The organism is Streptomyces spongiae (assembly GCF_009377185.1).
Lineage (GTDB): Bacteria > Actinomycetota > Actinomycetes > Streptomycetales > Streptomycetaceae > Streptomyces > Streptomyces spongiae.
Genome location: NZ_VJZC01000289.1, coordinates 1 through 12253, shown reverse-complemented (window position 1 = coordinate 12253; position 12253 = coordinate 1). Strand labels below are relative to the sequence as shown.

10 protein-coding genes are annotated in these 12253 nt (G+C 70.6%); 8 read left to right on the top strand and 2 right to left on the bottom strand.

Annotation, left to right across the window (positions count from 1 at the left end; translation table 11 throughout):
• Positions 1 to 217: 217 nt before the first annotated feature.
• Complete coding sequence (gene gndA / locus FNH08_RS30455; RefSeq protein WP_152774745.1) at positions 218 to 1657, bottom strand: NADP-dependent phosphogluconate dehydrogenase; 1440 nt, start codon at positions 1655 to 1657, stop codon at positions 218 to 220.
• Positions 1658 to 1688: 31 nt separating this feature from the next.
• Between gndA and FNH08_RS50995 the strand changes: the two genes are divergently transcribed.
• Both FNH08_RS50995 and FNH08_RS30450 read left to right on the top strand, forming a co-directional pair.
• Positions 1689 to 1850: a hypothetical protein gene (locus FNH08_RS50995; protein ID WP_194238668.1), complete on the top strand. Its 162-nt coding sequence runs from the start codon at positions 1689 to 1691 to the stop codon at positions 1848 to 1850.
• A 153-nt stretch (positions 1851 to 2003) separates the two neighbouring features.
• Positions 2004 to 3185 (top strand): transglycosylase family protein, encoded by a 1182-nt coding sequence (locus tag FNH08_RS30450; protein WP_152774744.1) that lies wholly within the window; start codon positions 2004 to 2006, stop codon positions 3183 to 3185.
• A gap of 52 nt (positions 3186 to 3237) precedes the next feature.
• On the opposite strand, the gene FNH08_RS30445 is transcribed toward FNH08_RS30450, so the two are convergent.
• A complete protein-coding gene (locus FNH08_RS30445) occupies positions 3238 to 4422 on the bottom strand; it encodes a DMT family transporter (RefSeq protein ID WP_152774743.1) in 1185 nt (394 codons plus the stop codon).
• 227 nt (positions 4423 to 4649) lie between these two features.
• Here FNH08_RS30445 and FNH08_RS30440 point away from each other — a divergent pair, with 227 nt between their 5' ends.
• The 6 genes from FNH08_RS30440 to FNH08_RS30415 form a co-directional block, all read left to right on the top strand.
• Positions 4650 to 5375 (top strand): (2Fe-2S)-binding protein, encoded by a 726-nt coding sequence (locus FNH08_RS30440; protein ID WP_322725780.1) that lies wholly within the window; start codon positions 4650 to 4652, stop codon positions 5373 to 5375.
• A 102-nt stretch (positions 5376 to 5477) separates the two neighbouring features.
• Positions 5478 to 6629, top strand: a complete 1152-nt coding sequence (glgA, locus tag FNH08_RS30435) for a glycogen synthase (protein WP_322725779.1) — start codon at positions 5478 to 5480, stop codon at positions 6627 to 6629.
• Between the two features lie 68 nt (positions 6630 to 6697).
• Entirely contained in the window at positions 6698 to 7918 is a 1221-nt protein-coding gene (glgC, locus tag FNH08_RS30430; RefSeq protein ID WP_152774740.1) for a glucose-1-phosphate adenylyltransferase, read from the top strand.
• A gap of 114 nt (positions 7919 to 8032) precedes the next feature.
• Positions 8033 to 8611 carry an SPW repeat protein gene (locus FNH08_RS30425; RefSeq protein WP_407704482.1) on the top strand — a complete coding sequence of 193 codons (579 nt, stop codon included), beginning with the start codon at positions 8033 to 8035 and terminating at the stop codon, positions 8609 to 8611.
• 259 nt (positions 8612 to 8870) lie between these two features.
• Positions 8871 to 11498, top strand: a complete 2628-nt coding sequence (locus FNH08_RS30420; RefSeq protein WP_322725777.1) for a PA14 domain-containing protein — start codon at positions 8871 to 8873, stop codon at positions 11496 to 11498.
• Positions 11499 to 11736: 238 nt separating this feature from the next.
• A partial coding sequence (locus FNH08_RS30415; RefSeq protein ID WP_228034452.1) for a wax ester/triacylglycerol synthase family O-acyltransferase occupies positions 11737 to 12253 on the top strand: 517 nt, incomplete at its 3' end.

The window sequence follows — 12253 nt, the reverse complement described above, 5'->3', positions numbered from 1 at the left end:
CCCTCATGACGGTCTCAGCCCCAGACCACCAGGGGCGCGGGGCTGTATCAAATTGCGGCTCCGCCGCGTGGGCGCGAGCAACCACGACGAACCCGCAGTGTCAGGACGGCCGCGGCCACGAATCAGCAGGGGCGCGGGGAACTGTGCGAGCAACCACGAGACTCCCCGCCCCCTCACAGCGACCCGCACCCCCAAACCGGCGACCGAAGCGGAGCGCCTACGCCTCGACCTCCGACCGGTCCTGGCCCCACATCGTGTGGAACGACCCCTCCCGGTCCGTCCTCCGATACGTGTGCGCCCCGAAGTAGTCACGCTGCCCCTGCGTCAGCGCGGCGGGCAGCCGCTCCGCACGCAGCGCGTCGTAGTACGCGAGCGCCGCCGCGAAGCCCGGCGTCGGCACGCCCTGCCGGGTCGCAGCGACGAGCACCTCCCGCCAGTCGTCCTGCGCGGCGGCGATCTCCTGGGCGAACGTGTCGTCCGACAGCAGGCTCGGCAGATCGGGCCGGGTGTCGTACGCGGCACGGATGCGGTCCAGGAAGGCCGCGCGGATGATGCAGCCGCCGCGCCAGATGGAAGCGACCTTGCCGAGGTCGATGTTCCAGTCGTACTCCTCGGTCGCCGCGGTGATCTCGTGGAAGCCCTGCGTGTACGACACGATCTTCGACGCGTACAGCGCCTGCTCCACCCGGTCCGCGAAGGCGCCCGCCTCGGCCGCGCTCAGCGCCGTGGGCTTCGGGCCCGCGAGACCGCGGGAGGCGTCGCGCAGCGCGCTGTGGCCCGAGAGCGAGCGGGCGAACACCGCTTCCGCGATCCCGGACACCGGCACGCCCAGGTCCAGCGCGATCTGCACGGTCCAGCGGCCCGTGCCCTTCTGCTCGGCCTGGTCCTGGACGACGTCCACGAACGGCTTGCCCGTGGCGGCGTCGACGTGGGCCAGTACCTCGGCCGTGATCTCGATCAGGTACGAGTCCAGACGGCCGGTGTTCCAGGTGCGGAAGATCTCGGCGATCTGCGCGGGGGTGTAGCCCGCGACGTCGCGCAGCAGCTGGTACGCCTCGCCGATCAGCTGCATGTCCGCGTACTCGATGCCGTTGTGCACCATCTTCACGAAGTGACCGGCGCCGTCGGGCCCGACGTGCGTCACACAGGGCGCTCCGTCCTTCGCCTTCGCGGAGATCTTCTCCAGCATCGGACCGAGCGAGTCGTACGACTCGGCCGGTCCGCCCGGCATGATGCTCGGCCCGTTGAGCGCGCCTTCCTCACCGCCGGAGATGCCCGCGCCCACGAAGTGGATGCCCTGTTCGCGCAGTGCGGCCTCGCGGCGCCGGGTGTCGGCGAAGTGCGCGTTGCCACCGTCGATGATCATGTCGCCGGGTTCCAGGAGCGGGGCGAACTCCTCGATCACCGCGTCGGTCGGGCCGCCCGCCTTCACCATGACGACCAGGCGTCGCGGGCGCTCCAGCGCCGCCACGAAGTCCTTGGCGGTCTCGGCCGCGATGAAGTCGCCCTCGTGCCCGTGGTCCTTCACCAGCGCGTGCGTACGGGCCGCGGTGCGGTTGTGCACGGCGACCGTGTAGCCGTTGCGCGCGAAGTTGCGGGCGAGATTGCTCCCCATGACCGCGAGACCCGTGACGCCGATCTGGGCTGTTGTGCTCATACGGTTGGCTCCTCAATGGATCCTGGTATCGGTGGTGCTGGTGGTGCTGGTGGTGCTGTTTGTGCTGTTTATGCTGGTAGATCCTGATATCAGCGGCGGCGTTTTCCGCCGTCAGTATTGCCCTTCGGATCGTTCCTGTGGCCATCCTGACGTGCTGTGGCGCCGATCGCACTGCGCGGTCCGACGGGTTTGATTACGCAGAGATGACCCCTCCTGCCTCAACGCTTTCCGAACCCGCGTCGCTTATTCGCCAGTTGGCGCGTCAGGGCGGCTGATTGGCGTCTTGTCCTGGCCGGTTCCCCGCGCTTACTTTTGCGGCCTCTGGCATATGTGAGGGGGCATCTCGATGGCCGTACGCGGTCGGCACCGCCGGTACCAGCCGAACAGGATCAACCGGGCCTCACTCACGGTCACAGCGGGCGGCGCCGGCATGGCGATCCCCCTCATCGGCACCGGAGTGGCGGACGCCGCCGACGTGAACACCTGGAACAAGGTCGCGGCCTGCGAGTCCACCAACAACTGGAGCATCAACACCGGCAACGGCTACTACGGCGGGCTGCAGTTCAGCCAGTCGACCTGGGAGGCATACGGCGGCACGGCCTACTCGGCCCGCGCCGACCTGGCCACCAAGGACCAGCAGATCGCCATCGCCGAGAAGGTCCTCAAGGGGCAGGGCCCCGGCGCCTGGCCGGTGTGCTCGGTGCGCGCGGGCCTCACCCGGGGCGGGGACACGCCGGACATCAGCCCGCAGGGCGCCTCGGCCCCGGCCGCCAAGCCGAAGCGCACGATCCGCGACGTCACCCCGCAGACGACACCCCAGTCGCAGGCCGGCACCGCGGAGATGTACACCGTCGTTCGCGGCGACTCGCTCTCCGAGATCGCCGACTCCCGCAAGGTCCGGGGCGGCTGGCAGAAGCTGTACCAGGCCAACCGCAAGACCATCGGCACCGACCCGGACCTGATCGTTCCGGGCCAGCGGCTGAACCTGCGGGCGAACGCACCGGGCGGAAACTCCTCCACGCAGAGCGCCTCCGCCGGCCAGGGCAAGGCCACCGAGGCCGAGAAGCCGGAGACGGCCGGGAAGCAGGAGACGGCCGAGAAGCCGGAGAAGAAGGAGACCTCGGCCTCCTTCGTCGCCCCCGTGGACGCCTCGACGGGCACCCCCTACCGTGCCGCGGGCTCCTCCTGGTCGAAGGGCTACCACACGGGACTCGACTTCCCCGTGGCCACCGGCACCACCGTGAAGTCGGTGGCCGCGGGCGAGGTCGTCAGCTCGGGCTGGGGCGGCTCGTTCGGCTACCAGGTGGTCATCCGGCACGCCGACGGCCGCTACACCCAGTACGCCCATCTGTCGGCCATCTCCGTGAAGTCCGGGCAGAAGGTGGGCGTCGGCCAGCGCATCGGCCGCTCCGGGTCCACCGGCAACAGCACGGGCCCGCATCTGCACTTCGAGGTGCGGACGGGGCCCGGGTTCGGCAGCGACGTCGATCCGGTCGCCTATCTCAGGGCCGGCGGGGTCCGGGTCTGATCCCGGCCCTCCGGCTCCGTCCCGGGCAACCGGGCCCGCCGATGCCGCGAGGTCAGGATTTGACCCGCGTACGGTGCCGGTCGACGAGCGGCACCGGCACGTACGGGCCGCCGTAGAACGGGCCGTAGGAGTACGGCGGGTCGTCGGACGCGCCCCGTCCGTCGTACGCCGCCTCCTGGGGCGCCGGCGTGGGGGCCGGTATGAGGACATCCCGGACCTCTCCGACGGCCGGGGCGACAGACTGCTCTCGCAGCGCCGTGGCCAGCAGTTCCTCGACGGGGTCCGGACCGGCGGGGACACCGGCCTTCGCCCCGTCCGCACCGGCCGGGACACCGACCGGCGCGACGTCGGCGACCGGCGCCCCGTCAGCCCCTGCGGGTGCCGTGGCGTCCACCGGCTCGGTCCGCGTGCTCGCGAGCCGCTCCGTGGTCAGCAGGATCAGGCCACCCGCCGCGACGACACCGCAGCCCAGCGCCAGGACGGTACCGGTCGTGCCGTAGCGGAACGTCTCGCCGAACATCGTGAGGCCCACCGCGGCCGCCACCACCGGGTTCACCACGGTCAGCGTGGCGAGCGGCGCGGCGAGCCCGGCGCCCCGGTACGAGGCCTGCGACAGCAGCATGCCCGCCGTCGCGAGGACGCCTATCACCGCGAGCGTCGGCACGTCGGCGACGGTGACCCCGCCGGTCCAGTCCACCGCGACCGACTTCGTGAACACCGACGACATACCGAAGGCGACACCGGCCGCGACCGCGAGCAGGATGCTCCGGACCGCCGGGTGGCGGTGCACCGCGCGCGCGGCCACCATCAGCGCCACCACCGCACCGCCGGTGGCCACGGCCACCGCCACGCGCTGGGTGCTGTCGAGGGACTGCGAATCCGAGGCGCCGACCAGCGACAGCAGACCCGCGAGACCGACCGTGGCCATGATCGCGCCCCGCCACGCCGTCGCCCCGGCCCTGCGGCCCACGAAGAGCGCGGCCATCGGCAGCGCGCACACGATGGTCAGCGCGCCCAGCGGCTGCACGAGGCTCAGCGGTCCGTAGGCCAGCGCGATCACGTGCAGCAGTCCACCGAGGCCGTTCAGCGCGACCGCCGCCCACCAACCGGCCCTGCGCATCGGTGCGTAGGGCTTGTCGGGGGAGGACACCGCGACCTGCTCCTGCACGATCGCCCCGCCCGCGTACGCGACCGCGGAGACGAACGACAGCAACACGGACAACGCGAGGGCGCTCATGAGCTGCTCCTCTGCGAGCGGCGGGGGCTCTCGGCCCGGCGCGGCGAACGGTCGGCTTCCATGGTTACCACGATGCCTCGCGAACGCGCCCGCGTCGTCGTCCCTGAGCACTCATTGAGTCCTACTGCCGTTGGAGTAGGACGGCCCGTTCGTCATCCCAAAGGTGGGCGACTCCGTACGCCGCCCCCCGGTGCAGCCCCCTAAGGGCCTTGGTACTACTGCTGTTCGTGGCTCTCGACCCCGACCTCACCGCACTCCGCGTCCTCGGCGGCTTCTTCGTACTACGCACGGGAGAACCGGCGGACGGCCGGCTGCCCACCCTCGCCCACGCGTACACGGCACGGCATGCCGGGGAAAACGGAGGCGGTGACGAGGTTTACGCGGATCCCATGATTTTCCGTGTCCGGAAAGTCGCCGACGGTATCCGCGCGCCCGAGACGCGTGTCGCGGTGTCCGTCGCGCACCAGGGACTCGTGGCCCGGCTGTGGGCGGTCGCGCTCGGATCCGCCGCCCTGTACGGCCACGTGCCCGACCTCGACCCACGACTGCTGCGCTGGGACCCGGACGCCGGCGCCCCGGACGAGCTGTGGCTGACCGAGGTGCGCGCCCTGCCTGCCGGGGCGATCGGCGAGGTCGTCCGGGAGGGGCATCTGCTCCCCCTGGCAGCTGCCTTGCGCGAGCGATTCCGCATGTCGGAGCGGCTGCTGTGGGGCAACGCGGGCTCCGCGCTCATGGGCGCCGTCCGCCAGCTCGACCGCTGGGCGCGCACCCACGGCCGCCCGGACGTGGGGGACAGGACCCGCGCGCTGGCCGCGGACCTCTTCGCGCACCCCGACCTGTCGGACACCCTCGACCCCGCCACCCTGCGGCGCCGCAGCTGCTGCCTCTACTACCGCGTACCCGGCGGCGGACTGTGCGGCGACTGCTGCTTCGAGCGCCCACCCCGTCACTGAACGCGAGACCTGCCCGGGGCCCTCCCGAAAATCGCGGTCTTCCCCCACCGGCGCATCTGGGTGACCATGTGGGAACCATCCGCTGAGACAGGGGGTTTTCGGGTGCGAGTCGGGCTGCTGACCCGGGAGTACCCGCCAGACGTGTACGGCGGGGCCGGGGTCCATGTCGAGTTCCTCGCCCGGGAGTTGAGGTCGCTCACCGACCTGGACGTGCACTGCTGGGGTGAGGGCGCCGCGGGCGGAGTCGTCCGCCACCGCCCCTGGCCCACGCTCGACGGCGCCAACGACGCGCTGCGCACCTTCTCCGTGGACCTGTCCATCGCGGCCGCGCTGGAAGGCCGCGAACTCGTCCACTCGCACACCTGGTACGCGAACCTCGCCGGCCACCTCGGCAAGCTGCTGTACGGCATCCCGCACGTGATGACCGCCCACTCGCTGGAGCCGCTGCGCCCCTGGAAGGCCGAGCAACTCGGCGGCGGATACGCGTTGTCCAGCTGGGCCGAGCGCACCGCCGTGGAGGCCGCCGACGCCGTGATCGCCGTGTCCGGCGCCATGCGCGAGGACATCCTCAGCTGCTACCCGACGCTGGACCCCGACCGGGTCCGCGTCGTGCACAACGGCATCGACACCACCCTCTACCAGCCCGACCACGGCACCGACGTCCTCGACCGGTACGGCCTCGACACCGGCCGCCCCTACGTCCTGTTCGTCGGCCGGATCACCCGCCAGAAGGGCGTGCCCCACCTCCTGCGCGCGGTACGGGACATCGACCCCGCCGCGCAGGTGGTGCTGTGCGCGGGCGCCCCCGACACCCCGGAGATCGACCAGGAGTTCCGCGCCCTCTTCCAGGAGCTCAGCGCCGTGCGCGAGGGCGTGCACTGGATCCCGCAGATGCTGCCGCGCGCGGAGGTCATCCAACTCCTCACGCACGCCGCGGTGTTCGTGTGCCCGTCGGTGTACGAACCGCTGGGCATCGTCAACCTGGAGGCGATGGCGTGCGGGACGCCCGTGGTCGCCTCCCGCGTCGGGGGCATCCCCGAGGTCGTCGAGGACGGTGTGACCGGTCTGCTCGTGCCGACGGGGGACGACTTCGAGGCGCACCTCGCGCGCGCCCTCGACACGGTGATCGCGGACCCGGTGACCGCCGCGCGCCTGGGCGCGGCAGGGCGGGAGCGCGCGGTACGCGAGTTCGGCTGGGACGCGGTGGCCCGGCGTACTGTTCACCTGTACGAGGAAGTCCTCAAACAGGGATAACAGGGGTCGGCAGAGGGCAGAGGGCAGATCAGAGCACAGCGGCACAACGGGTGTAGAGGGGCGGCGGCATGCGACGCGGTGGACCTTCCGTGCTGGGAATCGTACTGGCGGGCGGCGAGGGCAAGCGGCTGATGCCGCTGACCGCCGACCGTGCGAAACCCGCGGTGACCTTCGGCGGTACGTACCGTCTCGTCGACTTCGTACTCTCCAATCTCGTCAACGCTGACATCCTGCGGATCTGTGTGCTGACGCAGTACAAGTCGCACTCGCTGGACCGGCACATCACCACGACGTGGCGGATGTCGAGCCTGCTCGGCAACTACGTCACGCCGGTCCCCGCACAGCAGCGGCTCGGCCCGCGCTGGTACCTGGGCAGCGCGGACGCCATCCTGCAGTCCCTGAACCTGGTCCATGACGAACAGCCCGAGTACGTCGCGGTGTTCGGTGCCGACCACGTCTACCGCATGGACCCGCGGCAGATGCTGCAGCAGCACATCGAGGGCGGCGCGGGCGTCACGGTCGCGGGCATCCGGGTGCCGCGTGGCGAGTCGTCGTCGTTCGGCGTGATCACGCCCGGCTCGGACGGGCAGATCGTCGAGCGTTTCCTGGAGAAGCCCGCCGACCCGCCGGGCCTGGCGGACGACCCCGAGTGCGTCTTCGCCTCGATGGGCAACTACATCTTCACCACCAAAGCCCTGGTGGAGGCGCTCCAGCGGGACGCCGAGGACGAGGACTCGGTGCACGACATGGGCGGTTCGATCCTGCCCCAGCTCACCGACCGCGGTGAGGCCCAGCTGTACGACTTCAGCGCCAACCACGTGCCCGGCGAGACCAACCGCGACCGGGGCTACTGGCGCGACGTCGGCACCCTCGACGCGTACTACGAGGCCCACATGGACCTCATCGCCGAGCGCCCGGCCTTCAACCTCTACAACCGCAGCTGGCCCATCTACACCCACTCCAACCAGCTCTCCCCGGCGCGTTTCAACGCGGGCGGCATGGCCAGCGAGTCGATCATCAGCGCCGGCTGCCTGATCCGGGGGCAGGTGACGCGGTCCGTGCTCTCGCCCGGGGTCCTGGTCGACCCCGGCGCCGTCGTACAGGGCTCGGTACTGCACGACAACGTCCACATCGGGCGGGGCGCGGTCGTGCGCGGGGCAGTCCTCGACAAGGGCGTGCAGGTGCCGCCGGGCGCGACGATCGGCGTCAATCCCGAGCGGGACGCCGAGCTGTACACGGTCTCTGAGAGCGGCGTGATCGCGCTGGGCAAGGGACAGCAGGTCCCGTAGGGGCAAATGGGGGTAATCTTGACATGTGCAGGCATTTCACCCCATGCTGAGCGTTTTCGTCTCATGGGTACCCGGGTGCTGAAAGAGCGCTGTTAGCCCCAGGAGGTGATGGGAGTGACCACCACTCCCCGGTCGACGTCGACGATGGAGACCCATCCCGACATCCTCGAAATGCGAAGTCGTCATGAGAAGGCGGAGCGCGCCACGTCCACTGTGGCCGGGCAGGCCATCGAAGCGCTGGCCCTGCTCACGGGTGTGTATCTCGCCATCTCTCCCTGGGTCGCCGGGTTCATCTCCTTCCCGACCCTGACCGTCAACAACCTGATCGTAGGTATCGCCTACGCGCTGCTCATGAGCGGCGGCTTCGGCCGGGCTTGGGAGCGGACGCACAGCATGGCGTGGGCCGGCTGCGCCCTGGGCGTATGGACGATCATTGCGCCGTGGGCGATCTCGGCGGACGTCGACACCACGAAGACCGTGGTCAACAACGTCATCGTGGGCGCGATCGCCGTCGTGCTGGCCATCGCCGCCAGCGCCATCGCGGCCATGGGCGCGCGCGGTGAGCACGGTGAGCGCGGTGAGCGTGGCCGGCGCGGTGAGCGCGGTCAGCGGGCCGCGTCGCGCGAAGGCGATCGGAACGCGCCCTATCAAGGCGATCGGAACGCGCCTTATGAAGGAGGCTCGGGTTCCTGAATCCAGCGGCCGTTGAGGCCCTGCGGGAAGCACCCGCGGGGCACACGGACCGGCGCGGAACGCGCGGTGAAGCATGCCCGCGTTCCGCGCCGGCGTGTGTTCCGGCAGCCGGCCACGAACCGTGGTCACGCTGACGCGGTCCAGACCTGGACGACGAGCGGAATCCGTGTTGTCATGCCAACTGCCGTTGTTTACAACGTTGTAATGCTGAGAACCGATCACCGAGCCGCCACCCGTCCTCACTCCCACAAGGAGGATCGTGCGCATCAGACGACTCAGAGACCGACTCGCGTTACCGCTTGTACTACTGCTCGCGGTCGCACTCGGCATCACGGGACTCACCGCCGCACCGACCGCGACCGCCGCCGCGGACGACGACCCCGCCGAGGTCCACGGCCTGAAGGGCGAGTACTACACGCACTCCGCCCCGGGCGCCTTCGACTTCCACGAGCTGAAGGCCACCCGCTTCGAACCGAACCTCGACTTCGACAACCTGGAGCCGCGCCTGGCCGCCACCGCCGGACGGTCGGACGACGTCAGCGTCCGCTGGACCGGGAAGATCGTGCCGGAGAATACCGGAGCCCACACCTTCTCGATCATCGCGGACAACGGCTTCCGGCTCTGGATCGACGGAAAGATCGCCATCGACCACTGGGTCGACGACTGGGACCGCGAACAGACGGCCCCACCCGTCGAGTTGACAGCCGGCAAGGCCTACGACATCAAGGTCGAGTACTTCGAGCACTACGGCGGCTCCAACTTCCACCTGCGCTGGACCCCGCCGGGCGGAACCAAGCACCCCGTCCCGCAGTCCGCGTTCCGCCTGCCCGACGGCTTCGACTACGACGGCGCCGTCGCCGCCACGGTCCTGAGCGACGGCCGCACGATGAAGCTGGACTTCGCACAGGACCTCGCCGCGCCCCCTGCCGGGTTCACCGACCACCTCACCGCGGTGATCGGCGGCGCCGAGTGGCCCCTGGGCGCCGCCAGGCCGGACCCAGCCGACCCGAAGGCCCTGCTCGTCGCCCTCGAGGAACCCGTCGTCGGCAACAGGACCGGCACGGCACGCGGAGCCACCGACCTCCGCTACGACGGCCGGGGCGGTCTCACGGGCGCCCACGGCAACGTTGTCAACGAGTTCTGGAGCAGCGGCCCCAACCGCTCCACGTACGAGCTGCGCACCCGGTGGGCCGACGAGGTCGGACCGGACAACGCCCTCCCGGAGTACCCCCGGCCCAAGCTGACGCGCGACGCCTGGAAGAACCTCAACGGGCGCTGGCAGTTCGCGTCGGCCGAGGCGGGCGAGCAGCCTCCCGTCGGCAGGACCCTCAAGGAGCGCATCCTCGTCCCGTACCCGGTGGAGTCCCAGCTCTCCGGCATCCAGCGGCACGAGGACCGCATGTGGTACCGCCGCACCTTCACCGTGCCCCGTGACTGGAAGATCGGCTCCGGCAAGCGGCTGCGGCTCAACTTCGGTGCCGTCGACTGGCAGAGCGAGGTCCTTGTCAACGGAACCAAGGTCGCCGACCACAAGGGCGGCTACGACAAGTTCAGCGCCGACGTCACCGACGCGCTGAAGCCCGGCCGCACCCAGGAACTCATCGTCGGTGTATACGACCCGACCGACGCCGCGAACGGCGAGAACCCGCCGATGGGCAAGCAGCGCCTGGACCCGAGCGGCATCTGGTACACCCCGTCGTCCGGCATCTGGCAGACGGTGTGGATGGAGCCGGTCGCGCCCGATCACGTCGACTCGCTCAAGCTGACACCGGACGCGGCGAGCGGCCGGCTCACGGTGGAGGCCAAGGGCGTGCGCGACGGCGTACAGGTCACGGCCACGGCGTACGACCGCGGGCGCAAGGTCGCCACGGCGAGCGGCCGCACCGGCACTCCGCTGACCCTGACCATCCGCGACCCGCACCTGTGGTCGCCCGACGACCCGTTCCTCTACGACCTGAAGGTGAGCGTCGGCGCCGACCGCGTCGGCAGCTACTTCGGGATGCGCTCCGTCTCCGTGGAGAAGGTGAACGGCACCCCGCGCACCCTCCTCAACGGCGAACCGGTCTTCATGATGGCCACGCTCGACCAGGGCTTCTGGCCCGACGGCCTGCACACCGCACCCACCGACGAGGCCCTCGCGTACGACCTGAAGGCGCACAAGAAGCTCGGCTTCAACGCCGTGCGCAAACACATCAAGGTCGAGCCCGACCGCTGGTTCTACTGGGCCGACCGGCTCGGCCTGCTGGTCTGGCAGGACATGCCCGCGATGAAGGCGGGCGTGAATCCGTCCGCCGCGGCACGCGCCGAGTACGAGCGCGAGATGAAGGAGATGATCGACGAGCACATCAGCAGCCCGTCGATCGTCATGTGGGTCACCTTCAACGAGGGCTGGGGCCAGTACGACGTGGGCCGCGTCGCCGAGCAGGCGAAGTCCTGGGACCCGACACGGCTGGTCAACGGCCAGTCGGGCCTCAACCTGGGGTCCGACGGCGGCACCGGCGACATCATGGACGAGCACGGCTACCCGAGCCCCGCGCTGCCGCCCCGCCCCGACGGGGAACGGGCACTCGTCAGCGGCGAGTACGGCGGCCTGGGCCTCGCGGTGCCCGGGCACGCATGGTCCGTCCAGCAGTCGTACGTCGACGTCGACCCGGCGACGTACACCGACGACTACCTCAAGAAGCTCGACGAGGTGCGCGCGCTGGTCTGCCGGGGCGGCAACGGTGCCGTCTACACCCAGATCACCGATGTCGAGGGCGAGTTGAACGGCTTCCTGACCTACGACCGCGCGGTCATGAAGCCGGATGTCCAGCGGCTGCGGGCCGCGCACGAGGCCCTGATCCGCGACGCGTCCCGCGCCACTCCGGCGGGGTGCCTGGCGCCGTGACGGCGGGCGAGTGACCCCCGCTCGCGCACGGATGGCCCGCGCCCGAACGGGTGGGGCGTGTGTGCACGGGTGATGCCACCTGCGCCGACATGACCACAGGTGCCTCATGAGTCCCGCCCCTTTCGGAGGGGCGGGACTTAATCTGCTGTTAACTGTGTGTAGCCTGATCGTACTTGACCGTAATCGCTTGCCGACGATTGACTGCTGGTTTCCACACTTCGTCGACGTGAGGCAAGCCATGACTTCCGACCAGCTCGCACCACTCGACCTGGCGTTCTGGAACATCGAATCCGCCGAGCACCCGATGCACCTCGGTGCCCTGGGGGTCTTCGCGGCCCACTCGCCCACCGCCGGCGTCCACGCGGCAGACCTGCTCGCGGCCCGCGCCGCCGCCGTGCCGGGGCTGCGCATGCGGATCCGGGACGTGTGGCGGCCGCGCGCGCCCTCCTTCCCGACCGCCTTCGGCGGGGCCGTCCGCGAGCCCACCCCGGACTTCGACCCCCTCGACCACGTCCGGCTGCACGCGCCGACCACGGACTTCCACGCGGTGGCGGGCGGACTCATGGAGCGCCCCCTGGAGCGCGAGCGGCCGCCGTGGGAGGCCCACGTGCTGCCCGGCGACGACGGCACCTCGTTCGCGGTGCTCTTCAAATTCCACCACGCCCTGGCCGACGGCCTGCGCGCCCTCACGCTCGCCGCCGCCGTCCTGGACCCGACGGACATGCCCGCGCCCCGCCCCCGGCCCGCCGAGCCCC